The 25,880-nt window shown below is 39.9% G+C and carries 24 protein-coding genes and 2 tRNA genes; 14 read left to right on the top strand and 12 right to left on the bottom strand.

Annotation, left to right across the window (positions count from 1 at the left end):
• Window positions 1-130: 130 nt before the first annotated feature.
• From ACFQ1G_RS03660 to hutI, 5 genes are all read right to left on the bottom strand, one after another.
• A complete protein-coding gene (locus ACFQ1G_RS03660) occupies window positions 131-934 on the bottom strand; it encodes an MBL fold metallo-hydrolase (RefSeq protein WP_380736916.1) in 804 nt (267 codons plus the stop codon).
• Window positions 935-998: 64 nt separating this feature from the next.
• The gene (locus ACFQ1G_RS03655; RefSeq protein WP_380736915.1) at window positions 999-1,457 is read right to left on the bottom strand and encodes a GNAT family N-acetyltransferase; all 459 of its coding nucleotides are present in this window, start codon (window positions 1,455-1,457) and stop codon (window positions 999-1,001) included.
• Window position 1,458: 1 nt separating this feature from the next.
• On the bottom strand, window positions 1,459-1,809 hold the full coding sequence (locus ACFQ1G_RS03650; RefSeq protein WP_380736914.1) for a DUF1622 domain-containing protein: 351 nt from the start codon (window positions 1,807-1,809) through the stop codon (window positions 1,459-1,461).
• Window positions 1,802-2,797 (bottom strand): formimidoylglutamase, encoded by a 996-nt coding sequence (locus tag ACFQ1G_RS03645; RefSeq protein WP_380736913.1) that lies wholly within the window; start codon window positions 2,795-2,797, stop codon window positions 1,802-1,804. Before ACFQ1G_RS03645 ends, ACFQ1G_RS03650 begins: the two co-directional genes overlap by 8 nt.
• Window positions 2,798-4,033: an imidazolonepropionase gene (hutI, locus tag ACFQ1G_RS03640; protein ID WP_380736912.1), complete on the bottom strand. Its 1,236-nt coding sequence runs from the start codon at window positions 4,031-4,033 to the stop codon at window positions 2,798-2,800. It lies immediately after the preceding gene.
• 152 nt (window positions 4,034-4,185) lie between these two features.
• Here hutI and ACFQ1G_RS03635 point away from each other — a divergent pair, with 152 nt between their 5' ends.
• The 3 genes from ACFQ1G_RS03635 (at window position 4,186) to ACFQ1G_RS03625 (ending at window position 6,248) form a co-directional block, all read left to right on the top strand.
• On the top strand, window positions 4,186-5,358 hold the full coding sequence (locus tag ACFQ1G_RS03635) for a trans-sulfuration enzyme family protein (protein WP_380736911.1): 1,173 nt from the start codon (window positions 4,186-4,188) through the stop codon (window positions 5,356-5,358).
• A gap of 34 nt (window positions 5,359-5,392) precedes the next feature.
• The gene (bshB1, locus tag ACFQ1G_RS03630) at window positions 5,393-6,109 is read left to right on the top strand and encodes a bacillithiol biosynthesis deacetylase BshB1 (RefSeq protein ID WP_380736910.1); all 717 of its coding nucleotides are present in this window, start codon (window positions 5,393-5,395) and stop codon (window positions 6,107-6,109) included.
• 63 nt (window positions 6,110-6,172) lie between these two features.
• Window positions 6,173-6,248 (top strand) — tRNA-His (locus ACFQ1G_RS03625).
• A 126-nt stretch (window positions 6,249-6,374) separates the two neighbouring features.
• On the opposite strand, the gene ACFQ1G_RS03620 is transcribed toward ACFQ1G_RS03625, so the two are convergent.
• A complete protein-coding gene (locus ACFQ1G_RS03620) occupies window positions 6,375-7,406 on the bottom strand; it encodes a M28 family metallopeptidase (RefSeq protein ID WP_380736909.1) in 1,032 nt (343 codons plus the stop codon).
• Window positions 7,407-7,569: 163 nt separating this feature from the next.
• On the opposite strand from ACFQ1G_RS03620, the gene ACFQ1G_RS03615 reads away from it, so the two are divergent.
• Window positions 7,570-7,986 (top strand): CBS domain-containing protein, encoded by a 417-nt coding sequence (locus ACFQ1G_RS03615; RefSeq protein ID WP_380736908.1) that lies wholly within the window; start codon window positions 7,570-7,572, stop codon window positions 7,984-7,986.
• Window positions 7,987-8,383: 397 nt separating this feature from the next.
• Window positions 8,384-8,468 (top strand) — tRNA-Ser (locus tag ACFQ1G_RS03610).
• A gap of 363 nt (window positions 8,469-8,831) precedes the next feature.
• Here the strand turns inward: ACFQ1G_RS03610 and ACFQ1G_RS03605 are convergent.
• Window positions 8,832-11,816, bottom strand: coding sequence for a sensor histidine kinase (locus ACFQ1G_RS03605; protein WP_380736907.1), 2,985 nt, complete (start codon window positions 11,814-11,816; stop codon window positions 8,832-8,834).
• The gene (locus ACFQ1G_RS03600) at window positions 11,794-12,546 is read right to left on the bottom strand and encodes a LytR/AlgR family response regulator transcription factor (protein WP_380736906.1); all 753 of its coding nucleotides are present in this window, start codon (window positions 12,544-12,546) and stop codon (window positions 11,794-11,796) included. Before ACFQ1G_RS03600 ends, ACFQ1G_RS03605 begins: the two co-directional genes overlap by 23 nt.
• A 232-nt stretch (window positions 12,547-12,778) precedes the next feature.
• Between ACFQ1G_RS03600 and ACFQ1G_RS03595 the strand changes: the two genes are divergently transcribed.
• The 5 genes from ACFQ1G_RS03595 (at window position 12,779) to ACFQ1G_RS03575 (ending at window position 17,125) form a co-directional block, all read left to right on the top strand.
• Window positions 12,779-13,408: a CatA-like O-acetyltransferase gene (locus tag ACFQ1G_RS03595; RefSeq protein ID WP_380736905.1), complete on the top strand. Its 630-nt coding sequence runs from the start codon at window positions 12,779-12,781 to the stop codon at window positions 13,406-13,408.
• Between the two features lie 107 nt (window positions 13,409-13,515).
• Complete coding sequence (locus ACFQ1G_RS03590; RefSeq protein WP_380736904.1) at window positions 13,516-14,181, top strand: DNA-binding response regulator; 666 nt, start codon at window positions 13,516-13,518, stop codon at window positions 14,179-14,181.
• Window positions 14,182-14,532: 351 nt separating this feature from the next.
• Entirely contained in the window at window positions 14,533-15,087 is a 555-nt protein-coding gene (locus ACFQ1G_RS03585) for a hypothetical protein (protein ID WP_380736903.1), read from the top strand.
• Window positions 15,088-15,253: 166 nt separating this feature from the next.
• Window positions 15,254-16,018 (top strand): LytR/AlgR family response regulator transcription factor, encoded by a 765-nt coding sequence (locus ACFQ1G_RS03580; protein ID WP_380736902.1) that lies wholly within the window; start codon window positions 15,254-15,256, stop codon window positions 16,016-16,018.
• Window positions 16,019-16,021: 3 nt separating this feature from the next.
• Entirely contained in the window at window positions 16,022-17,125 is a 1,104-nt protein-coding gene (locus ACFQ1G_RS03575) for a sensor histidine kinase (RefSeq protein ID WP_380736901.1), read from the top strand.
• A gap of 9 nt (window positions 17,126-17,134) precedes the next feature.
• Here the strand turns inward: ACFQ1G_RS03575 and ACFQ1G_RS03570 are convergent, their stop codons facing one another.
• On the bottom strand, window positions 17,135-17,401 hold the full coding sequence (locus ACFQ1G_RS03570; protein WP_380736900.1) for a hypothetical protein: 267 nt from the start codon (window positions 17,399-17,401) through the stop codon (window positions 17,135-17,137).
• A gap of 131 nt (window positions 17,402-17,532) precedes the next feature.
• On the bottom strand, window positions 17,533-18,903 hold the full coding sequence (locus ACFQ1G_RS03565) for a short-chain fatty acid transporter (protein ID WP_380736899.1): 1,371 nt from the start codon (window positions 18,901-18,903) through the stop codon (window positions 17,533-17,535).
• A gap of 114 nt (window positions 18,904-19,017) precedes the next feature.
• Between ACFQ1G_RS03565 and namA the strand changes: the two genes are divergently transcribed.
• On the top strand, window positions 19,018-20,085 hold the full coding sequence (namA, locus tag ACFQ1G_RS03560) for an NADPH dehydrogenase NamA (protein WP_380736898.1): 1,068 nt from the start codon (window positions 19,018-19,020) through the stop codon (window positions 20,083-20,085).
• An 8-nt stretch (window positions 20,086-20,093) separates the two neighbouring features.
• Here namA and ACFQ1G_RS03555 read toward each other — a convergent pair whose 3' ends face one another.
• Complete coding sequence (locus ACFQ1G_RS03555) at window positions 20,094-20,450, bottom strand: phage holin family protein (protein ID WP_380736897.1); 357 nt, start codon at window positions 20,448-20,450, stop codon at window positions 20,094-20,096.
• A gap of 18 nt (window positions 20,451-20,468) precedes the next feature.
• Window positions 20,469-21,128, bottom strand: coding sequence for a flavodoxin family protein (locus ACFQ1G_RS03550; protein WP_380736896.1), 660 nt, complete (start codon window positions 21,126-21,128; stop codon window positions 20,469-20,471).
• A 234-nt stretch (window positions 21,129-21,362) separates the two neighbouring features.
• On the opposite strand from ACFQ1G_RS03550, the gene ku reads away from it, so the two are divergent.
• The 3 genes from ku to ACFQ1G_RS03535 all read left to right on the top strand — a co-directional run bounded on the left by ku (window position 21,363) and on the right by ACFQ1G_RS03535 (window position 25,874).
• Complete coding sequence (gene ku, locus ACFQ1G_RS03545) at window positions 21,363-22,142, top strand: non-homologous end joining protein Ku (protein ID WP_380736895.1); 780 nt, start codon at window positions 21,363-21,365, stop codon at window positions 22,140-22,142.
• Window positions 22,143-24,566 carry a DNA ligase D gene (ligD, locus tag ACFQ1G_RS03540; protein ID WP_380736894.1) on the top strand — a complete coding sequence of 808 codons (2,424 nt, stop codon included), beginning with the start codon at window positions 22,143-22,145 and terminating at the stop codon, window positions 24,564-24,566.
• Between the two features lie 108 nt (window positions 24,567-24,674).
• Window positions 24,675-25,874 carry a GAF domain-containing sensor histidine kinase gene (locus ACFQ1G_RS03535; protein ID WP_380736893.1) on the top strand — a complete coding sequence of 400 codons (1,200 nt, stop codon included), beginning with the start codon at window positions 24,675-24,677 and terminating at the stop codon, window positions 25,872-25,874.
• Window positions 25,875-25,880 lie beyond the last annotated feature (6 nt).

Genomic DNA, 25,880 nt, shown 5'->3' with positions numbered 1-25,880 from the left:
TCTCATTAAAGTTAAGGAAAGTTTTAGTAGGATAGAACAAATGATAACTGAATCCTGGAATCTCAAAAAAAAGGCTGACTTAAAAGTGTTTTTCAAGGCAGCCTCATTTACTTTTTTATATTAAATCTGTTTATTTGTCTTCATTAGGATACCATTCTGTAAGCACCACTTCAATGTCCCGGTTTCCTTCGTTCACTAACTTCTTGAATTTCTCTACATCAGATTTCCCATCCTTTCCGCGGTAGTGATACGGATAAACCACTTTAGGCTGAAATTCAAGTACGGCATCGGCTGCTTTATCTTCGGTCATGGTGTAAGGAAGGTTCATAGGAACCAGGGCGATATCAATATTTTCAAGATTTCTCATTTCCGGAACATCTTCTGTGTCCCCGGCAATGTAAAGTCTTTTTCCGTTTTTCTCCAGTACATACCCATTTCCTCTTCCTTTCGAGTGGTATTGTTTAGCTTCTTCTCTCAGGTTATACATGGGGATCGCTTTAATGGAAATTCCCAGGTGTTCTTTTGTTTCCCCGTTATTCATGACCACTACATTTTCTGAAAAGGTATCGGGTAGTTCTTTTTTGACTGCTTCAGGAGCGATGATCTTCGTATCTCCTAAATTAAGAGCCTGCAGGGTTTTGGCATCCATGTGGTCGCCGTGAATATCTGTGATGAGAACAAGGTCAGCAGGTTTCTGCCCTTCAAAGGCTTCAGCTCCTCCTACAGGATCCAGGTAGATAGTTGTATCATCCCAGGTGATCACTGCTGTGGCGTGAGAGATGGGAGTGATCTCAGGCCCATTTTGCTCTTCAGATTCTTCTATTTGTTGCGCCTCCTCGGTATCTGTTTCAATTACCTGAACTTCTTCTTTAGGTTCAGATTTACAGGAAATGAATATCAGGCTAAAAATAAAAATGCTCAAAAATGATCTCATATTGCTTCGTTTTACCTTAAAACTAAGCAAAAAAGCCCCTTTTAGCCCGTGAATTAATAGAATTTTAGGAAAGTTCGAGCTTCATTTTTATGTCTCCACGCCCGTAAGGATTGTTCTTTTCAATAGGAATTTCCTCAAAGCCGAACTTTTTATAAATGTGGATGGCATTTTCCAGTTTCCGGTTGGAATAGATGATCAGTTTTTTCCAACCTTGCTGTTTGGCATAATCCAAAGCGAAGCGCATTAATTTTTGACCAATATTCTTTCCGCGTGCTTCAGGGGAAACCGCCATTTTAGTCAGTTCGAAAATTCCTTCTTCCATTTTCATCAGTGCCACCGTCGCCAATATTCTGTCTCCATCTTTTACGAAGAAGATATTGCCACCTGGATTAATGATGTATTTCTCCGGATTTCCAAGGACCTCTTCATCATGAGGCTCCACTACAAAGAAATGTTCGAGCCACTCCAGGTTCAACTCCTTGAATTGCTTGGCGTATTTGGGGTCATAAGTGATTGTCTTCATTCTAAGAACTGATTTCCTTTTTCTGCCATGGCCATTTCCCCTCCAGTTCTACCTGTAAGGAAAGACTCAGGAATGTTCTAATCACTACGATCACCCCAAGTATTAATACCTGGTTCATGGTTGGGTCAATGGTCACTGTGGCAATAATATCTCCGGCTACCAAAAATTCGAGCCCCAGTAGGATGGCCTTTCCCAGATCGTGTCTAAAAGTTCGGTAAGAACTGCCCTCTTCGTGGCGGTTGGTGAAATACCTGAACAGCGCCAAAAAAGTACCAAAGATCATGGTAAGAATACCGGCGATCTCAATTCCAAAGGCGACATACTCAATATAAATTTTTATAATATCACTCATGTATTCGGGATTTTAGGAAGTCGGTGACAATAAAGCTGATTGCCTTACCGGTCGGGAAATCATCTTTCGCGATGGCTTCACATACATGAAGATAACAACATTTTTTTTCTTTTCCGGCCCTTTTTACCAGTTCCCGAACCTCATTTAAACTGAAGCCGGTAGGCGATACCGCGCTACTGGGGAAATTTGAGATGGCGTCACAATCCAGTTCCAGTCCGAATTTTTCCTGTTTCACGAAGTCGATACTTCTGCCAAATGCTGAAACTTTATCCTGCTGCGGAAGGGTTTCAAAAAGATGGTATTGAAGATCTTCTGAACTATCCATTTCTCTGAAAATATATTCAGGAGTGTAATTTTCATGAAGTCCATGTACAGAATACTTCTTCAAAAAGCCATTTTTAAGGGCATAGCTGAAGCCGTTTCCGCTGTGGCGATATTCTGTGGAGCGAAGATCTGTATGCGCGTCAATGTTCAGCGCGTTCACCGGATTTTGAAAAGCTTCTGAAGCTCCTTTTAAATTTCCGTAGGCGTTATTATGACCACCTCCAATAATAATCGGGATCTTTCCTGCGGAAATGATTTGTTTCACCACCGCGCTCACTTTTTCATCTATAAGTTCAGTGAGATCTCCCAGTTTTTGATGATAATTAGGGTCAGAAACATCGATATTGGCGGCTTTTTTCATCTCTTCGTAAGTATTGATCTCTCCCAGAAGCAATACTTTTTCCGAATTAAAGAACCTGTTATGCTGCACATTCAAAAAAGAACCTAAAAATGCTTCCCAGGCATTGGAAGTGCCCTGCTTTCCATAATTGGCACGTACTCCAATATCTTCAGGTATCCCGAAAATGACAAATTGAGCAGGATTTTTCCGAAGCAATTTAAGATCTGATATGAAATTTACTTTTTCGCCAAGCTTGGATTCTCCCGGTCTTACAGACAGGTATCCGGAAATGTGCTTTTCAGAATATATTTTTAGGCTATTCATTTAGATCTTTTTACCGTTGATGTAAACCGAGTCAATATGGTTGGCTCCGAATGAGTAAGGTAAAAATCCGTAGGAAGGCACCTTTTCAGTAAGTATGAAATTGGCCGCTTTTCCTTTGGTGATACTTCCATGAGTATCACTAATTCCCATTGCATAGGCCGCGTTGATGGTCGCCGCATTGATAGCCTCTTCAGGATTCATCTTCATTTTGATACAGGCCAGGGAAACCACCAGGTTCATATTCCCGCTAGGAGTACTTCCGGGGTTGTAATCTGTAGCCAGCGCCAATGGCAGCCCTGAGTCAATAATCTCCCGGGCAGGGGTGTAAGGAATAGTTAAAAAGAGCGAACAGGAGGGAAGAGCCACCGGCATGGTATCACTGCCTTTTAAAACCTCAAAATCTTCAGGTTCCATCACTTCCAAGTGGTCTACAGATAGTGCTTTGTGCTCGACACCTGCTTTTATCCCGCCAATAGAATTAAATTGATTCACATGGATCTTTGGGGTTAGGTTGTATTTTTCTCCGGCAGCCAGAACTTTATGGGTGTCCTCTACAGTGAAATATCCTTTTTCACAGAAGATGTCCACATAATCAGCAAGGCCTTCTTGGGCTATCTTCGGCATCATTTCATCTATCAGCAGATCCAGATAGGCGTCCTTGTTGTCCTTATATTCTTTTGGGACCGCGTGTGCACCCAAAAAAGTAGCTTTTATCTCTATAGGATAGTTCTCTTTTAGTCTTTTGATCACCTTAAGCATTTTAAGCTCTGCTTCGGTAGTAAGTCCGTATCCAGATTTGATCTCAATCGCCGTGGTTCCCATTTTCATTACTTCTTCCAGACGACGAGCAGACTGAACATACAGATCTTCAGCCGAAGTTTCCTGTAATTTCTTCGCCGAATTCAGGATTCCTCCTCCTTTATTGGCGATCTCCTCATAGGTCAATCCATTAATTCGGTCAACAAATTCCTGTTCCCTGTTGCCGGCATACACAAGGTGGGTGTGTGAATCGATCCATCCGGGCATCAGGATCTTTCCGGAGGCATCTACCTGTTCCACATCTTCAAAAGAGGGAATATTCTCCATGCTTCCGAAGTCTGCGATCCTTCCATCTTCACACAGAAGCCAGGCATTTTCGAGGGTTGGTAATTCTTTCATCTCGCTGCCGTTCAGTCTTGTAACATTTGTTTCGCGAACCTGCAGCAATTGACGGATATTCGTAAAAAGTAATTTCATAACGTAAAGATAAAAAAGTGGGTAGAATTTAACTGATTCGAAGGGAGGAAAGCTTTGAAGATATCGCGTTTTTCGAAAGAATCCGGGCGCAGGGCTTTCGATAATTCTTTTTAACTTAGTGAAAATTTAAAAACCCTTTATTTTTCTTCATTATGAACAAAAAACAGCAGGGAATCAACACTTTATGTGCTCATGCCGGAGAACTGGCAGATAAGGAGTTCAAAGGCGCGGTGTCGCCATTATACATGTCAACCTCTTACGCCTTTGAAGATGTTGAAGTAAAGCGCTATCCCAGGTATTTTAATACTCCAAACCAGGTTGCACTGGCTCAGAAAATGGCTGCCCTCGAACATGGAGAAGCAGCACTGATCTTTGGAAGCGGAATGGCCGCGGTAAGCAATTCTTTGCTCGCCTTTCTACATAAAGGTGATCATGTGGTGTTGCAAAAGACCTTATATGGAGGTACCAGTAACTTAGTTGTTGAGGAATTTAAAAAATTCGGGATCGAATTCACTTTTACGAAGGATCTTACTCCCAAAGCTTTTGAAAAGGAGATCAGGAAGAACACCAAGGTGATCTATATTGAGACCCCTTCAAATCCGCTGTTGACCATCACCGATATTGAAGCTGTGGCTCATTTGGCCAAAAAATACGCGCTGGTGAGCATGATAGACAATACTTTTGCTTCACCGGTGAATCAGAATCCTATTGATTTTGGAATTGACGTAGTCATTCATTCGGCCACTAAATATATGGGCGGTCATAGTGATATACTCGCTGGGACGGTGATCTCTTCAGAAGAAAACATTGACAAGATCTTTCATCTTGCTAAGAATTTCGGCGGAAGTCTGAGCGATTATACAGTTTGGTTACTGGAAAGAAGTATCAAAACCATGGGACTAAGGGTAAAAGCGCAAAATGAAAATGCCGGAAAAATGGCTGAATTCCTGGAACAACACGAGTTAGTGGAAAAGGTGTATTATCCGGGATTAAAGTCGCACCCTGACCATGAACTAGCGAAGAAACAAATGAAAGGGTTCGGAGGAATGCTGTCATTTGAATTGAATGACCTTGACTCAGGTGTTTTTATGAAATATCTAAAACTCATCAAGCCTTCCATGAGCCTGGCAGGGGTGGAGTCTACCATTTTGTCACCGGCGAAAACCTCTCATGCTTTGTTAAGTCCAGAAGAGAGAAAAGAAGTGGGAATAAAGGATGGATTGTTGCGTTTTTCAGTAGGGATCGAGGAAACCGAAGATCTGATAGAAGATATTCAACAAGCGCTCGAAGAAACCAGGAAAGACATGTTAGACGTCAGGATCTAAAATCCTGACGATTTTTATAATTAGAAAATAAATAATGAAATTAGATATACTGGCTATCGGGGCACACCCCGATGATGTAGAACTAAGTTGTTCTGCCACCATTGCTAAAGAAATTGAAAGAGGTAAAACAGTAGGAATTCTGGACCTAACCAGAGGTGAACTTGGTACCCGTGGTACTGCCGAAATTAGAGATAAAGAAGCGGCCGATGCTGCGAAAATATTGGGTGTAGACGTACGTGAAAATCTGGAATTCAGTGATGGATTTTTTGTAAATAATGTAGCCCACCAACTTGAGATCATAAAGGTTCTAAGAAAATACCGGCCAGAAATTGTATTGTGTAATGCGGTAGATGATCGACATATTGATCACGGCAAAGGAGCTCAACTTGTGGCCGATGCTTGTTTTTTAAGCGGATTAAGAAAGATAGAAACCATTTTAGACGGGAATTCGCAGGATGCCTGGCGGCCAAAAAACGTTTTTCACTACATCCAATGGAAAAATCTTACTCCAGATATAGTGGTGGATGTTACGGGGTTTATGGACAGGAAGTTAGACTCTGTAAAGGCGTATAGGTCACAATTTTTTGATGAGAACAGTGATGAGCCGGAAACACCTATCTCCAGCAGTAACTTTTTGGAAAGTATCACCTACAGGGCCAAAGACTTAGGCCGATTAATAGGTGCGGAATACGGAGAGGGATTCACTGTGAGCCGTTATGTGGCGGTAGATTCATTGTTTGATTTAAAATAAAAAAACAGCTTTTTTTCTTTTGTAGAAGAAAGGAATTATACTACATTTGCATCCGATTAAAATGGTGGTTGTAGCTCAGCTGGTTAGAGCGCTGGATTGTGGTTCCAGAGGTCGCCGGTTCGAACCCGGTCTTCCACCCAAAAAGCTTCTCAGAAATGAGGAGCTTTTTTTGTTTCTATACTTTATATCCTTTTACAGATGAGGTTATAAAAAAAGCCCCACAGGAAGAACCTGTGAGGCTGCTTAACATCTTTGATCTTTTTATCTATTTGGCTACCGCCGCTTCAGTAGTAGGCTTGTCAACTACCGGTCTTTCTGCTCTGTTCGCAATTTCCCAAGCAGTATGGAACACCAGTTTTGCTCTTTTAGCCAATAACTCATAGTTGATCTTATCAGGAGTATCGGTGGGTCTATGGTAATCCTCATGCACCCCGTTAAAATAAAAGATGATCGGGATATCATTTTTGGCGAAGTTATAGTGATCACTTCGGTAATAGAATCGGTTTGGATCATTTTCATCATTGTACTTATAATCCAGTTCCAGATTGGTATACCTACTATTGATCTCTTCGCTTAGTTCATGAAGTTCGGTACTCAGCTTGTCACTTCCGATCAAATAAACGTAATCAGCAGATTCTTCTTTTCCTTCTCCAACGCGTCCGATCATATCAATGTTGAGGTTGGTTACGGTTTGCTCTAAAGGAAATACAGGGTTATCTGTATAAAATTTAGATCCTACCAGGCCTTTTTCCTCTCCGGTAACATTCAAGAATAAGATAGAACGTTTTGGAGCAAAGCCTTCATCAACCGCTCTTTTAAAAGCCTCGGCTATTTCCAGGATCGCTACTGTACCAGATCCGTCATCATCGGCTCCATTATAAATGTTTCCTTCGTCATCCATTCCCACATGGTCATAATGAGAAGAGATCACCAGTACTTCTTCGGGCATGGTACTTCCTTCTATAAAAGCCAGTACATTTTCAGTATCCTTGATCTTTCCGCGGGTAAAAACGCTTGAAGGCACTTCCTGGTAATAATCGTCATTCCCGAAAGGGGAGGCAATGTTCAACCTTTTATATTCATTTTTGAGGTATTCTGCTGCCATTTTTTGTCCGGGCTCGCCGGTCTCTCTTCCCTGGAATTCATCACTCGCGAAGGTATACAAGTGCTCCTTCAGCTCTTGTGCAGTAATGGTTTCTGCATAGTCTTCAGGACTTGCATGTTCCTCGCTCTTTGGATGCTGGGCTCTACAAGTGATCATGCTCAGCGCCAAAGAAAATAACAAAACTCTTTTCATAGATAATTTTACTTTTTAATAAAGTTCACAAGGTAATAGTTTTCCCTGAATCCCAGAAAAAGGTTGCTGTTAAGGCGCTAATTTCTTCGGAATTATCTGAACAACCTATTTTTTTATGTCGTATCTTATATACCAAATTAGAAGCTCCAAAAAAACAATCGATATGAAAAAGAATGTTCCTATTTCTGAGATCATGACCAAAAATATTGTGAAACTGAAGCTTTCAGATGAACTCACCACCGCTGAATCTCTTTTCAAGAAAAACCACATCCGGCATCTTCCCGTTGTTGATAAAGGGCATATAGTCGGCATGCTGAGCTACACCGATCTTCTTCGTATATCATTCGCTGACGCCGTAGATGAAGACGGGGAAGGGGTGGAAACTACTGTTTATGACATGTTCACTATAGAACAGGTGATGACCAAAAAGGTGGTCTCTGTAAACTCTAAAACAACACTTGAGGAAGTGGGAAATATTTTTCTGACCCATGAGTTTCATGCCTTGCCCGTGGTAGATGATGATGCCCTGGTGGGGATTGTTACTACTACAGATATGATCAGGTGTTTTTTGAAGGATTAAGTTTTAGAATACCACTGAAACTTCATGAGGATAATTTTCTTCAGACCTAGAAGTTATGGCACTCACCCTCGTAATTGTAAATAAAAAAAGTGAGAAGAGTTCTGTAGGGGGTCACGCTTCTCACTTGATGTGCCTTATTTCAAGGCTAATTCCTTATGGAGGTAAGATAGTTACAAATTGTTGATAACTCTAAAGAGGAGTTATCATTTAACCGTGCTTTAACAAGCCTTGTAAGAAATTTCGAGATTGATAGCCGTTTTTATGGTTTCTAAAAATAGATTTTATTTTTTTTCGATTTCGAATAGCTTCAAAATCAGGAAGTAAAAATTTAGGCTTTAAAAAAGGGTGAATTTCTGCTTTAAAATTCAAAAAAGGTTTTTATATTTGCAACCGCTAAGGAGAAATGGCAGAGTGGTCGAATGCGGCAGTCTTGAAAACTGTTGAGGGTCACACCTCCGGGGGTTCGAATCCCTCTTTCTCCGCAAATGAAAACCCGCAACGAAAGTTGCGGGTTTTTTGCTTTTAAGGAATCATGTAAGCGCGGTATCAGGAACAATTTTGACCATGCTTAAATGACGTGGGTAAGACTTTAATGTACCGAGGAAGAACATAGAGCAAAAACTATTTAAATAAAAAAACCACTAACTGCGTTGCTAGTGGTTTTGTTTATTACAATTACAGAAATAACGGTTACAAATGTCCCCTGAAAAATTTTAATACCCTACATATAAAATATTACCTAGGGGTTTTCTGTAACTCACTTTCTATAATTTCTCCCAAACTTAAAATTTATGTTTATTCGAAGGCTAGGCGTTTAGTTAACGTGTGGAATTTGAAAGTAAGCGTTAGATCTTTAATCTTAAAATAATAGAAGTGCCTTTGTTTTCAGCGGAGGCTATATGTATTGCTTTTTCCATTTCATAACCAAGTAAGGACAAGCGTTCTTTTACTAAAGATACGCCTTTTGATTGGTGCAATTTATTGCTAGCTCCCGGGGAAAAACCTATTCCGTTATCTTCAATTTCACACTGTAAAACATTTTCAGGTAACAAGTTAAATGAAATCTTTAATGTGGGGTTGGTGATACTTGTCGGAAAAGCGTGAACAAAAACATTTTCCACAAAGGTCTGTAATAACATGGTCGGGATCTCAACATCATACACATCGATCAAAGGATCGGTTTCAAAAATCACATTGACCGTATTATTAAACCGCGTGTTCTCAACCCTGATATAGGATTGTAAATATTCAATTTCTTCAATTAATGTAATAGATGGTCTGGTACAGTGATCGAGGTTTAACCTGATCAATTTGGCGAAATCACCCAAAAAAATGCTGGCATTGTCAACATCACTATCCATAATATAGTTTTGAATGGAATTCATGGCATTAAAAATAAAGTGCGGATTCATCTGCGCCAGTAGAGCCTCCATTTTTGTTTCTTCAAAACGTTTTTGGATCATCCTTTTCTGTGCTTCAAATTTCCGGCTTTGCCTGATTTGAAATTGATAAATACTATAAATTACTAGTAATGTCATAGTAATGATCGACAAGACGAACCACCAGGTTTTCCAAAATGGCGGAAGTATTGCCAAACTTAGCAACGATTGGGTGAAGCCAGAACCAGTGCTTTCATCTATCACTCTTACTGCTATATTATAGTTGTCGGCGGGTAAAAAAGGCAGGAATATTTCAGGTTTAGAGGAGGGAAGACTCCAATTTTCACTAGCATTTAATCGGTATTGATATTTTAATTTATGCGGGTATGGATGGGCGTTCGTACTAAATTTAAGCAATACGGTGTTTTCATTGTGCCGCAACTTGATTTCTTCCGTATTTAAAAATTGTTGGGAAGGAAATTTATTGTTGTTAATGAAAATTTCTTTAATGTTTAATTTCTTCACCAGTGCTTTTGAATCAATGACCGCATCAAGATCTATTGTGTAAACACCATCCTTACTACCTATAGTCAACCTGTTTTGACTAACATAGGCGCTTAATAAAGGTTGTTTCAGCCCTTGTTCTTCGTCTAAAAAAATATAACGGTAATCTTTAAAAAGAGTCAGGCCTTTTTCTGTTCCAATCAATAAGGTTCCGTTGTATTCCTTCAAAAAAGAAATGGTATTGCCATGAATTTTAGCCCGTGGTATTTTTTTTAAGAGCTTAAATGCTTTATCATCATTTACGATGAAAACATCACCGAACTCATTTGAAAGTGCAATATCTTCCCCTAAGGTCGTAATGTGCCTTAATTTTTGTTCTTTCCAAATTCCTTTATTCAAATAGGATTTGAACTCATTGTTCTCCCACACATAAAGCCCTGAAAAAACAGATAGGAAATAGGTTTTATCATCCTGTTGTAAACTGTTTACCACCATGGTGGGTGTTTTAGGATCTTCCTGTTTAAAATGAGTATATGTGAAAGCATCCAAATCCTTATAGATTCTTACGCCACCATAGGGATTTGTTTCTATAAGTCTGCCGTTTTCAGTAAAATTGATCTCTTCTGAATGCAAGGGTAAATAACGGTGCAATTTCCCCGAAGCCTTTACAGCAAATATCCCAATGTTGGTATTAACCCAGTAAAGATCTCCGAATACTTTGATGTCATAAAAATTAATATCCCCTGCTTTGGTAGAATAATCTAATTCGTAGAAAGAATCCTCGTGCTTTGGCAAAGGTAGTTTGGTGTTTGAGACATAATCCTCCTGCCATTTTTTAAGCTGAGATAAGGATATCGCATGTTCTTTCTCAGTATTTGTTATAACGATCGCGTCATCTAATAACACTGCGGAAGTATTTCTTGTGCTGGCAAATCCGTAGATATTTTTTCCATGAATCTTATTGAACTTAATTTGAGGATTTAAATTGACCTCAAATAAACCAGCATCCATTGTGCCAACGTATAATTTTTCGAACGTGGCATCATAAGCCAAAGAAATAACTTTTTTACTTGAAATATTAAAATCTGAAGCCCTGGAAATTAACCGATCATTTTTCACTTCATAGATACCTCCATTGGTATCGTAAATGCCCCAGGCCGCCGCAAAAATTTTATCACTTTTGGTTTTTACATGATCCCATAAAATGGAAAACCCCAATTTTTCTGAAGGAATAGAATCTTTTTCATTCAAATAATCGGCCAGGGAAATCTTTGAAAAATAACCTTTGTTACTACTGTAAATACTGTCTTTATCCATAAAAATGGAGTAGATGTATTTACTGTCACTTACTTTATCCAGGTCTGTAGAGCCGTCATTACGGGAAATTTTATAGATTCCTGTCCTATATGTCACCACATAAATTTCCTTACCGTATTCAAAAAAACCAGTAACCCTGAAAAGTTCATCACCCGGTGGGGTCTCTAAGGAAATTATTTTAAAGGTATCCATGTCAATGATAGAAACCCCATTACTCGTTCCCACGTACATATGATTTCCATGTGAAAACAGTTTGGTTATTTCATTATGAACCAAACCATCTTTTTCTGAAATCACTTTAAAATTTATTCCATCATAAATGCTGATACCTGCGCCGTAGCTGCCAAACCACAGCTTTTCATTCTTATCTTCCGTTATGGCCCAGCAACTATTTAAGGCGAGCCCATCCTCTTCAAAAAAGCTTTTAAAGACATCATTTTCCTTTTTAACCACACCATTATCAGTACCAATCCATAGGATATTACTACTGTCAACAAACAATGATCTAACAGTATTGTTTGGCAGGTCGTTTACTGCAGAATAGTTTTTTCCCGGAAAATTTTGGGAATAGGCCACATTAAACCATAAAAATAAGAAGAGGAAAAATTTAATGATTTTGTAGAATGGCATTTATAAATTCTTCTTCTTTTCGGAAAGAAACCGGAAGTTTTTCTCCGTTGGTTAATTCAACTTCTTTATTGGCTTTGTGGTATCTAACTACATAATTTAAATTAATGACGTAGCTTTTATGAATTCTTTGAAAAGGGTTGGCTGGAAGTATTTCTTCCACATATTTTAAAGTTTTCGTAGCCATTTTAGTGATCCCGTCAATCCTTTTAATGCTGCAATAATTGCTTTCAGCTTTACAGTATAAAATTTGGTTTGAATGAATAAGTTCAAAACCTTCGAGGGTAGGAAAAGCAATTTTACTTACATTCTGATCATTTACATTCAGGTTTTCCAACAATAGTGACAGTTTCTTCTGGGCGAAGCTACCTTCAGTTTTAGTTTCAAATCTTTTTATGGCGTCGGATAGATCCAGATGACTGATCGGTTTTAATAGATAATCGAGAGCACTGCGCTTGATGGCCTTTATGGCAAATTGATTGTAGGCGGTGGTAAATATTACCTCAAACTTTACAACATCAAAATAACTGAATAATTCAAAACCATTTTTTTCAGGCATCTGGATGTCTAAAAAGACCAATTCGGGTTCGTGTTTCTTGATTGCAAGCACCCCGGCATCCACCGAATTGCATTTCTCAACAATATTGAATTTATTAGGGAAATATCTATCCAGGGTTTTCTCTAATAAACTTTGAGCATTTATTTCGTCGTCGATTATAACCACTTTTATCATAAAATAAAACTACAATTAAAAGGGGAATTTTTAACATCTTCTCTGCAAATAAAAATCCACAACCTCAGCCATGGGTGATCTTCTTTGTATTTTGAAATGTTTTCTTATAGCTGAAAAACGCATATATTCTACATAGCTTTTTGATAAAATATTCCCTTTACCAGCCATTGGAATTAAAGATACTCTTAGTTTTGCTGTTGTAAAGAGATCACTTAGAAACTGACGACCTCCCATGAGAACTAAAATAAACAAAGAAGACTGGTCAAGAAGAGAACATTTTGAATTTTTTAATTCCTTTGAAGAACCTTTCTTTGGAGTATGCGTACGCATCAATTGCACAAAAGCCTACAAGACCGCAAAAGAGAAGAATTATTCATTTTTCCTGTATTACCTGCACGCTTCCATATCTGCCGTAAACCAAACTGAAGCCTTCCGGTATCGTATAGGGGAAAATAATGAGGTTTATTTGTATGATGTTATTCATCCTTCAGCAACAATATCAAGACCAGATGATACTTTCGGATTCTGTTATATGAAATACAGGGAGGACTTTGAAGATTTCTGTACTTCAGTAAAGCCGGAAATCGAAAAGGTTCAAAACATGTCCGGCTTGAATCCTTCCGGAAAAGATGATAAAGATGTGGTTCATTATTCAGCCATTCCGTGGATCGATTTTCAATCTTTATCACATGCCAGGAGCTATTACTATAAAGACAGTTGCCCAAAGATCAGCTTCGGAAAGCTTGTGAAGGAAGGGGAGGAGTACTTTATGTCCACATCTGTTCACGTACATCATGCCTTGATGGATGGGAAACATGTAGGTGAATATATTGAAAGGTTCAAGACCCGGATGGATGGTTAAATTTGAACTGTGACCTTGATATTTTCCTAAATTGTGGAAAACCGTAATTATTGTTGAACAGGATGCCTTAAATTTGATGTATAAAAGTATCAATCACTAAGGATCTTATGTTCAAGAAAGTATTAATAGCAGAGGATAATGACAGCATCAACTTCGCAGTAAGAAGTGTGATGCAGGAATTGGATATTGAAAAGGTTGATCATGCCCAATATTGTGATTCTGCATATTTGCTTGCCAAAAAGGCGATCCTTGAAAATGAGCCTTTTGATCTGCTTATCTGTGACCTTTCCTTTAAAAATGATCACAGGAATGAAAATTTAAAGTCTGGAAAAGACCTTATCGCGGCTCTTAAAAAAGAAGATCCTAATCTTACCGTCCTGGTAAATAGTGTTGAAGATCATCCCCAAACAGTGAAAACCCTTTGGGAATCTGGCAATATCAATGGCTATGTATGTAAAGGCCGCAATGGGATGAAAGATCTTAAGGAAGCCATTTTTGCGGTTGACAGGGGAGATAGCTTTAACTCTTTGGATATCGAAAATGCTCTGAAACAGTCTAATATGCTGGTTTTAGAAGATTTTGAGATCAATTTGCTCTCTTATATCGCCAATGGGCTTACTCAGGAAGAAATCCAGAGTAAATTCAGGGAGAAAAAGATCTTTCCCAATAGTAAAAGTACTATTGAAAAACGATTAAAAGAATTACGTGAGGAGTTCAATGCAAGGACTACCCCGCATTTGATAGGTATAGTCAAAGACCTAAATCTTATTTAAAAGAAAACCGCTTCGGCATTTAATCGCAATTCCGGAATGTAGGGTAACGGAAGGGTGAGAGTTGGGGCGGTTATTTTTTCTTCTTTTTCAGCTTTTCCTGTTTAAATATTTATCAGTGATCTAATTTTTACGGTGAACCGCTACATTCCTGCTGTGAACTTCCTTATCCTCCCATTTCAAAGAATATCTACGTTTAAATCAATTATTTGCTGTTGGTTACCATAATACCACCCGTTTGGATCATTCTACCTTCAAACAGGGGATTCTTGTGTTAGTTTTATTCCTGTAAAACGTTTTATGGCAGATCAGTGGATCTGATAAAAGAATGATAACCCTTTAAAATGAAATATTATGAGAACGCTATTTATTTATTTGGTATTGATAGTTTGGGCAGGTGTGATGCAAGCTCAGGAAATTACAGAACTTAAAGAAGCAAAAGTAGGATTTGGACCGCTTTCCTGGGAAGTAACACAGGACGGGGACAGCTATTCCTTTAAAGTGAATGAAGCATATACAGGAGAGTTCGAAAATGATGCAATAGGATTTATGAACGCCTATTTTGATATAGATAATTTTATCGCCTTTGTCGAAGATAAAAACTATATGGCCTATCAGGTAAGCTTTGTTAGCCGAAAAGGTCAACTGGTAGCCGATTTTGACCAGGAAGGTAATTTGAAAAAAACCTCCCAGAGATTTAAAAACATTGTACTTCCAGCAGAACTTAGGGAAGAACTCTATAGAGATCATGCGGGTTGGACCATGGTTAAAAATGTTCGTCTCAGCCATGGTAAGAACGGTCTGGTAGAGAAAGATATGTACCGTATCAAACTTAAGAACGGTAATAGCTCTAAGATCGTGAAGATAGATGCTCTTGAGCCCGACCGAAGAGAAGTGGCCAGCAGATAATGCCCTCCTAATAAGACCGTCAGATTTCAAAAGTCTGATGGTCTGTTTTGGTTTTGAAAACCAATGTGTTCATTGACTTGTTTGATCTGATTACTGACAGACCCAATTTTTCTGAAGGAAAAGAGCTTTAATTGTGTTAAATTGTACAAGCTTTAACTTTTAGAAAATGAGATCTCTAGTAATAGATGATGAAGAACTGGCAAGAAAACGGGTGGTGAATCTCCTGGAAGATGTGCCGCAGATAGAAGTCATTGGTGAATGCTCCAATGGCAAAGAGGCAATAAGGAAGATCAATGAAAAGAAACCCGATCTTGTTTTCCTGGACATCAACATGAAAGACCTGAACGGTTTTGAGGTTTTGCAAAAGATAGAGATCTCTCCCAAGCCCATGGTCATTTTCGTCACCGCTTATGACAATTATGCCAGCCGCGCATTTGATGTTGATGCTTTCGATTTTCTGCTGAAGCCTTTTAAAGATCAGCGCTTCTTCAAGACCATTAATAAAGTATTGAACACCTCCCGGGAAGAATCAGACAGGAACTTCGAACAACGAATTCATGATCTCTTTAAGATCTATTCCAGGGAATCTGATGGTTACAATCCACCGGTACGTATTCCGGTAAAACAGGGAAACAAGACCATTTTGATAAACCCAGATGATGTGTTGTATATCATAGCTTCTGGATATTATGCTGAGATCTATACGTCGGAAAAGAAATATGTTCTTAGGGAATCTCTGAATAATCTCGATGAAATGCTTGATGATAACAAATTTTTCCGAATCCACAGATCCACCATAGTTAATATGAGCAAGGTGAAAGAGATCGTACACTCCGAATATTCTGAAATAGATGCGCGAATGACCGACGGAAAATTACTGCATATCAGCAAATCACATAAAAAAGAATTTTTAGACAAACTAGGTATCTAAAAAATGAAACTTTCGGCCATAAAAAAATATATAGACCTGAAGCTGGTATTTCTACTGGCTGGGTTTTATGCCCTATTTGACCTGGTTTTTATAGCCAAAACAGCCTATATGCAATCCTATCATCCCGAAAGGCATTTTGAACCATGGGCCGACTTCCTTATTTATAATCTATTAATAGACTGGATAATTGTGGTCACTTATATGACCTTGATCGCCATAAGCACCAAACGATTCCTCTATAAGAATTACTCGTGGGTTAAGATCATTATAATACATACCGTCTTTTCTATTCTTATAGGGTTTTTCATAAGGCTTATTTTTGACCTTTTTGCCATCGTAACAGGAAAGATCGGTCTGAGTGAATACCAATTGGAAGAAAGTTTTTACAGGTTTATTTATGTAATGGATCTTAACTTCCTTATTTATTTTGCCATGGTTTTCATCATTTACACTTACTATTATGTGAAGCAGGTGAAGGAAGCTGAAAAACAGCGGAGCCTTCTGGAAACACAGTTAGTGAGTGCCAGGATGAAAATGCTTTCGTCGCAGTTGCAACCGCATTTTTTATTCAATACTTTGAACAGTATAGCCGTGCTGGCCGATCTAGATAAGGAAAAAGCAAAAGATACTATCGCCGATCTAAGTGATTTCCTCAGGGAGATCTTATATAAAGGGGATGAAAACGAAATCACTCTCGAGCAGGAACTGCGAACCCTGGAATATTATTTAAACATTCTGAATGTGCGCTTTTCAGACCACTTAAAGATCACCAAGCACATAGATAAAAACATTCTTCATAAAAAAGTGCCGGCTTTACTATTGCAGCCCATCATTGAAAACTCAATTAAACACGGATATTCTTACGATCATACAGATCTTGAGATCAATATTACCATAAAGGAGGAAGGCAAATACCTGGTAATTAAAATTGATAATAACGGGGAAGCGATCTCATCACGCCACGGGGAATTACTGCATAACGGTTTGGGTCTTGCCAATATCGATGCCCGACTCAAAAATCTCTACGGGAGTGATTATTTCTTTGAGATCAGCAATAAAGCCGATGCCAAAGGTGTGAAAACCATTATCAAAGTACCCACGATTTGAATAAAACTCTTATTCCTCAATAACGATCAATTCGGGTTTTGAAATCACACCGGCTTCATCCATAAGGTCTTTAAGACTCTGGTCCTGCATCATTTCTTTTACTTTGTTTGAATCGCTGGCTTCAAAAACCATATACACCATATTAGGTTCATCTGCTTTTTGTCCTGCGCTGATTTCCCTTAACCCGGCTTGAGATCGTCTTTCTATATCCCGGTCATAGATCTCTTTCCACTTTTTGTAATTCTCTACTTTGTGAGATATGATTACTGTTGGCATAATAATATGTTTTAAATATGAATATTCAAGAAAATGGGGGATTTCATAGGAGGGATTAATCTTAAATTTAGCTTTTTTATTTGAAAATTGAGCTAAATATTCCTTGAATTTATTCTGTATGTGGCTGATTTTTAAATAAATAGTAATCCAGTAAGGAAAACTACCATTCCGGTGAGAAGAAGGATAAGGGTGTACGGCAGTATTTCGCGGGCCTTTAGTTTTGTGATTGCCAGCAGGGGTAGGGCCCAAAAAGGCTGCAGCATGTTAGTGATCTGGTCCCCATAAGCAAAGGCCATGATGGCTTTGTTTAACGGAACGTTCAGTTTCAGGGCACTTTCAAGAACGATAGGGCCCTGTATTGCCCATTGTCCACCACCGCTGGGAACGAAAATATTGACCAGGCCGGCGCTGAAAAATGTATAGACCGGCAGACTCCAGTCAGAGGCAATACTTGAAAAGAATAAGGCAATTTCATTGACCATGCCAGTTTCTTTCATAATACCCATTATTCCGAAGTAAAGCGGAAACTGGACAAGGATAGCAGCGGCACCTACTATGGCTTCTTCCAGGGCAGCCAAAAATGATGCAAAGGAGCCGTGCAACAGGATACAGAGTCCCAACATCAGGAAATTCAACATGTTAGGAGTGAGGTTCATTTCTGTGATATTCTGCCAGTAACTCAGGACAAAAGCAATGAGAAGCAGACCTGCAAATAGCAGGTTGAGCCATCGGGAATGATCCAGGCGTTCTGCGCCTTTGATCAAAGAGGTCGAGACAGTTTTCCTTTCTTCCGGAAGCCGCACTGTGGATAAAGGCGTGGCTTTAGATACAAAGTAGAGTACCGAAGGTACGATCAGGATCAAAATTCCGAAGAGCAGAAGATTCCAGGAAGCGAAAATGGTTTCTTCCGTAGAAATAAAGGAAGGCAGAAAAGATACAAATTCGGTATTTTGTGCACCTTGAAAAAGGCTGGCAAGATGACCGTTTTCCGCAGCTTTTAAAGGGGCACTCCCGCTCATCCCTCCATGCCATACCATTAAGCCTACATAACCGGCTGCACCTATTAAGGGATAGTTGATCTTGAAACCTCTTTTCTGAGCGGCTTCGGCTACCTTTCGGGCCATGATCGCTCCAAAAATAAGACCCAATCCCCAATTGAAAAATGCCACGATCATGGTAGAGACACTCACAATTACAACAGCGCTGGTGTTGCTATTAACTATAGATGTGAGTTTGGCAGTAAGGATGGCCATAGGTTTACTTAATACCAGAACATGTCCCAATACCAGTATGAGCATCATTTGGACCGCGAACACCAGCAAAGCAGGATCCCACATTCCCGCCTGCCAGGAAATTAGAATATGGTTGGCGTTTTCAATACTGCTGCTTCCTGTAAAAAAGAATGCAAGCAGCATGGTAATAAGAGTGAGGAGTACCGCCAATGTAAATGGCGCCGGAATTAGTTTTTTAAAGGTGTTTTCAATGAATTGAGCCGCGTTCATACTTCAAATATGCAGAATTAATTTAAAAGTGTTGATATACTTCTAAAAACCTGCGAATATTCGCTTTCCAAACGCCGGTAGTTTCTTAATTTAGAGGCTCATCAAATTTAACTTATGGAGGCTTATTTGTTCAAACCTTTAAAGATCAGAAATATTACCATCAAAAACAGGATCGTTGTTTCCCCCATGTGCATGTACAGCAGTAAAGACGGTTTTGCCAATAACTGGCATCTGGTGCATCTTGGAAGCAGAGCGGTTGGAGGAGCTGGCTTGATCATTACTGAAGCAACAGCAGTTTCTCCCGAAGCTCGGATCAGTCCGGATGATCTGGGACTTTGGAAAGATGCTCACATAGAATGTTTGAAAGGAATTGTTGATTTTTTAAAAGCTCAAGGGAGTGTTCCCGGAATTCAATTGGCTCATGCAGGGAGAAAAGCCTCAACCACCAGCCCCTGGAAAGGAGGGAAATTGCTTTCTCCTGAAGAGGGCGGATGGGAAACTGTTGCTCCTAGCGCCATTCCTTTTTATGAAGGCAATTCTAAGCCCTTAGCTCTGGATAAGGAGGGAATCCAAAAGGTGAAAACCGATTTTCGGAAAGCTGCCGAAAGAGCGCTCACGGCCGGATTTGAAGTAGTTGAAATTCATGCCGCCCATGGATACCTGTTTCACGAATTTCTTTCCCCGCTAACTAACAAGCGGAATGATGAATACGGTGGAAAACTTGAGAATAGATGCAGGCTATTGCTGGAAGTGGTGGAAGAGGTGCGAAAAGTTTGGTCTGACAGGCTGCCTTTGTTCGTACGTATTTCAGCAACCGATTGGGTAGAGGGAGGATGGGATGAAGAGAGTTCCATTAAATTGGCTGGTAAACTCAAAGATCTTGGTGTGGATCTGATAGATTGTTCATCAGGAGGAAATGTTCCCAATGCTAAGATCCCCGCGGAAAAAGGCTACCAAATACAGTTCTCTGAAAGCATCAGGAGAGAAGCGAATATTCTTACCGGAGCGGTTGGATTGATAACAGGAGCCGAGGAAGCTGAGGAGATACTTAAAAATGGCAGGGCTGATCTTGTTCTTTTGGCCAGGGAATTTCTTAGAAGCCCTTATTTTCCGATGGAAGCTGCGAAAGAATTAGGAGAAGATATAAAATGGCCCCCTCAATATGAGAGAGCCAAAAGATAATTTTCAAGTTACAATAAAATCGCGTCTACTATCGCGCCAACAGTCGCCAGAATTATTGCCAGCCATAATGAAGGCATAAAACCACGGGTCTTAAAATCCTTACTAAGTTTATCGGCAAGTTCGATAATGAGAGCATAAGCAATGATCCTGGTAATGAAACCCAATCCCAGGAAATAGAAAATTCCGAGGGTCGCCACATTCAAAATGACCGTTAGGATCCAGCTTAGCAGAAAGCTTAATACCCCGATTAAGAATGCGATAAAAATTGCCGTTTTGTAACCTTTTAATTCCACTTTTGGAAATACGCTGGCAGCTGCCAGCAGTACCGCTGAGTCGATAAGAATGTGAAGTAGCCAGACGAACATTTAATTATGTGTTTAGAGTTATTCTTCGGTATTACTAATTTCCTTAGCCTTCTCGTTTAATTCAAGAATATTGGTTGGGTAGGGTTTTTCTTTTAGGAGCTTGGCAACATGTACCAGGTTATAGACCATGTAGTGTAAGGTTCGGTTGGTGAAAAGGTGTTTATCGCCTTTAGCTTCGATATAAGCGGGCCCGGGACCGGCTTTCCCCACGTAATAACTAAACGCATTTACGGGAATGGTAAACCCTTGTTCTGCGAGGTCAAAACAAATGCTGGAAATAGCCTTTTTGGCTCCGTCCTCATTACCGTCAACCATAACCCCGGCAACTTTATTGTAAGTTGGGTACTGGCCATTCTCATCATTTGCCTCTTCCCATACTCCGTCAAATCGTTCGTTTACCAGTTTAGCGACGGCACTTCGGTCTCCCCGCCAGATGGGGGTTGCGATGATCAAAATATCGCTGGCTTTCACCTTTTTCAGGATCTTTGGCCAGTCATCACCTTCTCCTTCATCTGAGGAATTTCCGAATTTCACATTGTGATCTACTACTCGCACAGATTCTGTTTCCACATCGAGGTCGTGAAAAATTTTTTCGGCGTTCTTTATAAAGGCTTCAGTATTGGATGTTTCAGGAGATTTTTTGAGGGTACAGTTCAGGAATATGGCTTTTAATGACATGTGTGAGAATTGGTTTTTGGTTAGTATACTTCGGAATTACATCCTCCATTTCATTTCAAGTTACTTGGATTTGGGACTCTTTCAAAAACGATTAAGAAAGTATTAAGTTGGTTTTTTTAAAAATTAACTCTTTCAGCAGGAAAGTTTCTTCAGTTAGTTAACAGTTTGCTAATCAGGTAAAAACGCAGGTTTAAAACTGGTATCTTGTAGAAAGGCAACAAAAAATGAACGATAATGAGATCAATCTGGAATGGCTCCATAAGTTTTGGTTTGGTGAGTATCCCTATAAAGATGTATTCCGGTAGTGAAGAGCGAAAACTAGACCTTGATATGTTAGACCGTAAAGACCATGGCAGGATAAGGTATAAAAGGGTCAACGAAATTACAGGGGAAGAAGTCGAGTGGAAGGACATTGTGAAGGGATATCTTAAGGATGATGCCTACATTGTACTGGAAGATGAGGATTTTGAAAAAGCGAACATGAAGAAATCCAAAACCATCGATATAGAAGAATTTATTAAGGAGGAGGATGTTCCCGATGTACTTTTCAAAAAACCTTATTTTCTGGAACCTCAAAAAGGAGGGGAGAAATCGTATAACCTTCTGAAAAAGGCCCTTCTGGAAACCGATAAACTGGGAGTTGCCACTTTCGTGATGAGAGCTAAGGAGAACCTGAGCCTGGTAGGGGTTTATAAAGATGCCCTTGTTTTACATGTAATCAGGTTTGCAGATGAAATGCGTGATCCCGCAGAACTTAAGCTTCCAGATGCGAAAGTATCCAAGAAGGAGGTTGATATGGCAAAATCTCTCATCGAGCAATACACCGAAAAATTCGATTTTGAAAAGTATAAGGATATCTATAACGAACAGCTTATAAAGATCATAGAGTCCAAAACATCAGGTAAAAAGCCCAAAGTGGAAAAGTTCGATTCCAAGCCTACTCCGGCCAAAGATCTTATGGCACAGTTGAAGGCTAGTCTGGAAAAAAAGAAAAAGAAAAGCAAAGCTTCATAAATGGGACTGGACGAATACATTCGAAAAAGGGACTTTTCCAATACTCCCGAACCCGAAGCCGCCTATCAAAAACCGCCGAAAAAATTAAGATTTGTGATCCAGCGGCATCAGGCATCACGGCTCCATTATGACCTTAGACTGGAAATGGAAGGCGTGTTAAAGAGCTGGGCGATTCCCAAGGGCCCCTCAATGAATCCTGTAGATAAACGTCTGGCCATCATGACCGAAGATCACCCTGTAAGATACCTCACCTTTCACGGTACTATTCCTAAGGGGAATTATGGTGCTGGGGAAATGAGCGTCTGGGATGAAGGCACTTATCAGCCTATCGAAAAAGGAGGAGAAAAGGAACTTTTGGAGCAGCTTATAAAAGGTGATCTCAAAATTCATTTTTTCGGAAATAAAATAAAAGGCAGTTTCGCCCTGGTTCACACCAAAAGGGGAGGAGAGAAGGATAACCAATGGTTGTTGATCAAGAAAAAGGATGAATTTTCTACTGATCTTGTTTATGATGCTGAAAATTTTAGTGAGCAGGCTTCTTCTGAAAAAGTAAAGAAATTAAAACATACCAAGCTTATAAAACCCATGTTGGCGACGAAAGCTTCGGAAATATTCAATAAGGCCGACTGGATCTATGAATTAAAGTGGGACGGTTACCGGGCCCTTGCAAATATCCACGATGGGAAAGTAGACCTGTATTCCCGAAACGGAATTTCCTTCAAACGAAAGTTTAAGTCGATTTATCAAAACCTGAAAGCCATTCCCCACGATGTAATACTTGACGGGGAGATCGTGGTACTTGATAAGAAAGGTAAGCCTCAATTTCAGGAACTCCAGAATTACGGGCAGGATACTACGGGGGAACTGCGTTATTATGTATTTGATCTTCTATTTTTAAACGGTCATAATATCATGTCGCTTCCGCTTACCGAGCGTAAAAGCCTGATTCCCGAAGTGATTGAAGATATTCCGCAGGTATATTATTGCGATCATATAGAAAGCATGGGAAAAAGCTTTTTTGAGCAGGCCATTGGGGCCGGCCTGGAAGGGGTGATCGCTAAAAAGGCCGATTCGGAATATATTCCGGGAAGCCGAAGTGATAATTGGTTGAAGATTAAAGCGATTGAAAGCCAGGAAGCCCTTATCTGCGGATTCACTGATTCTGAGAGTTCAGCCCCTTTCGGATCCCTGATCCTCGGTATGCACCGTGATGACGAACTTGTTTATATTGGGAACTGTGGAACCGGATTCAGTGCAAAGGACCGAAAAGAACTCATGGCAAGGTTCAGGCCTCTCGTCACAGAGGAAAGTCCGTTTGAAAAGAAGATTAATTTAAAAGGAAGAAAACCAACCTGGATGACTCCCGAGCTTATATGCGAGGTGAACTTTGCGGAGTGGACCAAGTCAGGCCAGATGCGGCATCCCTCTTTTAAAGGATTGAGGTTTGACAAGCTTCCTTCAGAAATTGACAAGGAGAAAGTCGCAAAAGTCCCAAAACAAAAGCCATCTTCGCATAAAGCGGGTGAGTTCCTTGAAATTGATGGTATCTCTGTGCCTATCAGTAACCTGGAAAAGATATACTGGCCTGATTCGGGTTTGAGAAAGTTTGATCTCATTCAGTATTATTTAGAAATATCAGAGTACATATTACCTTTTTTGAAAGACCGGCCGGAGAATTTACACCGGCATCCTAACGGGATCAAACAACCGGGGTTTTATCAAAAGGATATTTCGGGAATTTTTCCGCATTGGCTGGAAACCTTAAAGATTCATTCAAAATCCAGTCAAAAGGATATAGAATATATACTTTGTCAAAACCAGGCCAGTTTAATTTACCTGGCCAACCTCGGCTGTATAGAATTAAATCCGTGGAGTTCTAGAAAAGGGAATTTGCTTAACCCAGATTATACGGTCATCGATATTGACCCTTCAGCAAAAGCCACCTTTCAACAGGTAGTAGAGGTAGCCCTGGCCGCGAAAGAAGTTCTAGAAAAAGCGAAGATCGAGGGATATGTAAAAACCTCCGGTTCAAGCGGGCTTCATATCTATATTCCATTAGGGGCGAAATATAATTACGACGAGGCAAGGGACTTTACCAAGATCCTGTGTTATTTTATTCAGGAAATGTTACCAGATCTTACCACTATGGAGCGTAATATTAAAAAGAGAAAAGGGAAGATCTACCTGGATTTTTTACAGAACCGGAAAGGGCAGACCCTTGCGGCACCCTACTGCGCCAGACCAAAACAGGGGGCTACGGTTTCGGCTCCTTTGGAATGGGAAGAGGTCAATTCTAAACTGGATATGAGAGACTTCACGATCAAAACAATGCCTGCAAGAATTAAAAGTAAACCAAATCTTTTTCTGCCGGTCTTAAAGAAAGGAATTGATATAGAAAAGGCCCTGGAGGCACTTTCGTCCTAAACCGGATTCATTTTTACATTACTGAAAATAAGAGGTCTAAAAGTAAAAATTAGGATTTCTTTAAGGTTTATGTATCTTTATCTGGTAATATCTAATCGTACTGAAATTATGAGCTTGACTAAACCTGAGCTTAAGGCCGGGGAAAAGGAAAGGATCGAAATGTTGCAGAAATATGAGATCCTGAACACCCCACCAGATGGAAGTTTTGACAGCATCACCAAACTGGTGGCTCAGCTCCTTAAAGTACCTATTTCAGTGGTTTCTTTGGTAGATTATGACAGGGTATGGTTCAAAAGTAAGTACGGCCTCGATATCCCGGAAGTTCCCAGATATGACGGATTGTGTTCTTCAGCCATTGAAGAAGAAAATATTTACATTGTAGAGAATGCCCTGGAAGATGCCAGGACCAAAAGCAATCCATTGGTAACGGGAGAAACCGGGCTTCGGTTTTATTCTGCCGTTCCTCTTAGAACGAAAGAAGGATTTAACTTGGGGACCTTATGTGTGATGGATAAAAAGCCCCGGAAATTGAAAAATTCGGAGAAGGAAACTCTTTATAGGCTAGCTGATCTTGTAATGAACCAGATAGAAATTCAGTTGGAGGCGAGGAAAGCGATACGACTTCAGTATGAGATCTTGAGTACTACCGCACATGATCTCAAAAACCCTGTTTCTATAATGCCTTTACTTGCTGACCTGATTATGTCTAATAAAGACAATCCTGCGGCGATTGACGATATTTCAAAGCAGATCAAGGATGCAGGAAGGCGTATGGCAAACTCGATAAACAGTTTGATCGAAAATGCACTGGAGAAGTCTGATAAAATGCACCTGAAACTGGAAGCGTTTGATCTTACAAAACTGGTAAAGGGAATACTGGATGCCAATAAAGCCCCGGCCAGGAAAAAAGGTCAAAAACTGATTTTTAAAAATACCGGACCATGTTTTATCTACGCAGATCACAGAAGGATCACTGAAGCGGTTGATAACCTGGTCAATAATGCTATTAAATTTTCGGGTTCTCAAAAGAAGACAGAAATTTCTTTAATTAAGGAAAGGAAAAAAGCGATTTTGAGCGTTCGGGATGAAGGCCCGGGATTAACAAAAGATGATCAGAAAAACCTTTTCAGACGATTCGTTTCCCTGAGTGCAGAGCCAACCGGAGGTGAATCCTCAACTGGCCTGGGGCTTTGTATCACCAAGGAGATCATGGAGGCCCATAATGGAAAAATAACGGTTGAAAGTGAGGGCAAAGGAAAAGGGTCCTGTTTTACCTTAGAGCTTACCCTGGCAGAAGATCGTATCTAGTTAGGC

It is taken from the genome of Salinimicrobium gaetbulicola (assembly GCF_042676025.1).
Classification (GTDB): Bacteria; Bacteroidota; Bacteroidia; order Flavobacteriales; family Flavobacteriaceae; genus Salinimicrobium; species Salinimicrobium gaetbulicola.
The sequence above is the reverse complement of the archived record's forward strand: the minus strand, read 5'-3'. Positions and strand labels throughout refer to the sequence as shown.

What these genes read in the sequence shown, in the direction of transcription:
- ACFQ1G_RS03615 (WP_380736908.1), top strand. Translation starts at nt 7,570, where the DNA reads ATGAAAAAGAATGTTCCTATTTCTGAGATCATGACCAAAAATATTGTG.
- ACFQ1G_RS03570 (WP_380736900.1), bottom strand. Translation starts at nt 17,401, where the DNA reads ATGCCAACAGTAATCATATCTCACAAAGTAGAGAATTACAAAAAGTGG.
- ACFQ1G_RS03585 (WP_380736903.1), top strand. Translation starts at nt 14,533, where the DNA reads ATGAGAACGCTATTTATTTATTTGGTATTGATAGTTTGGGCAGGTGTG.
- ACFQ1G_RS03555 (WP_380736897.1), bottom strand. Translation starts at nt 20,450, where the DNA reads ATGTTCGTCTGGCTACTTCACATTCTTATCGACTCAGCGGTACTGCTG.
- ku (WP_380736895.1), top strand. Translation starts at nt 21,363, where the DNA reads ATGAGATCAATCTGGAATGGCTCCATAAGTTTTGGTTTGGTGAGTATC.
- ACFQ1G_RS03600 (WP_380736906.1), bottom strand. Translation starts at nt 12,546, where the DNA reads ATGATAAAAGTGGTTATAATCGACGACGAAATAAATGCTCAAAGTTTA.
- ACFQ1G_RS03645 (WP_380736913.1), bottom strand. Translation starts at nt 2,797, where the DNA reads ATGAATAGCCTAAAAATATATTCTGAAAAGCACATTTCCGGATACCTG.
- ACFQ1G_RS03565 (WP_380736899.1), bottom strand. Translation starts at nt 18,903, where the DNA reads ATGAACGCGGCTCAATTCATTGAAAACACCTTTAAAAAACTAATTCCG.
- ACFQ1G_RS03590 (WP_380736904.1), top strand. Translation starts at nt 13,516, where the DNA reads ATGTTCAAGAAAGTATTAATAGCAGAGGATAATGACAGCATCAACTTC.
- namA (WP_380736898.1), top strand. Translation starts at nt 19,018, where the DNA reads ATGGAGGCTTATTTGTTCAAACCTTTAAAGATCAGAAATATTACCATC.
- ACFQ1G_RS03550 (WP_380736896.1), bottom strand. Translation starts at nt 21,128, where the DNA reads ATGTCATTAAAAGCCATATTCCTGAACTGTACCCTCAAAAAATCTCCT.
- ACFQ1G_RS03535 (WP_380736893.1), top strand. Translation starts at nt 24,675, where the DNA reads ATGAGCTTGACTAAACCTGAGCTTAAGGCCGGGGAAAAGGAAAGGATC.
- bshB1 (WP_380736910.1), top strand. Translation starts at nt 5,393, where the DNA reads ATGAAATTAGATATACTGGCTATCGGGGCACACCCCGATGATGTAGAA.
- ACFQ1G_RS03660 (WP_380736916.1), bottom strand. Translation starts at nt 934, where the DNA reads ATGAGATCATTTTTGAGCATTTTTATTTTTAGCCTGATATTCATTTCC.
- ACFQ1G_RS03605 (WP_380736907.1), bottom strand. Translation starts at nt 11,816, where the DNA reads ATGCCATTCTACAAAATCATTAAATTTTTCCTCTTCTTATTTTTATGG.
- hutI (WP_380736912.1), bottom strand. Translation starts at nt 4,033, where the DNA reads ATGAAATTACTTTTTACGAATATCCGTCAATTGCTGCAGGTTCGCGAA.
- ligD (WP_380736894.1), top strand. Translation starts at nt 22,143, where the DNA reads ATGGGACTGGACGAATACATTCGAAAAAGGGACTTTTCCAATACTCCC.
- ACFQ1G_RS03595 (WP_380736905.1), top strand. Translation starts at nt 12,779, where the DNA reads ATGAGAACTAAAATAAACAAAGAAGACTGGTCAAGAAGAGAACATTTT.
- ACFQ1G_RS03655 (WP_380736915.1), bottom strand. Translation starts at nt 1,457, where the DNA reads ATGAAGACAATCACTTATGACCCCAAATACGCCAAGCAATTCAAGGAG.
- ACFQ1G_RS03575 (WP_380736901.1), top strand. Translation starts at nt 16,022, where the DNA reads ATGAAACTTTCGGCCATAAAAAAATATATAGACCTGAAGCTGGTATTT.
- ACFQ1G_RS03635 (WP_380736911.1), top strand. Translation starts at nt 4,186, where the DNA reads ATGAACAAAAAACAGCAGGGAATCAACACTTTATGTGCTCATGCCGGA.
- ACFQ1G_RS03580 (WP_380736902.1), top strand. Translation starts at nt 15,254, where the DNA reads ATGAGATCTCTAGTAATAGATGATGAAGAACTGGCAAGAAAACGGGTG.
- ACFQ1G_RS03650 (WP_380736914.1), bottom strand. Translation starts at nt 1,809, where the DNA reads ATGAGTGATATTATAAAAATTTATATTGAGTATGTCGCCTTTGGAATT.
- ACFQ1G_RS03620 (WP_380736909.1), bottom strand. Translation starts at nt 7,406, where the DNA reads ATGAAAAGAGTTTTGTTATTTTCTTTGGCGCTGAGCATGATCACTTGT.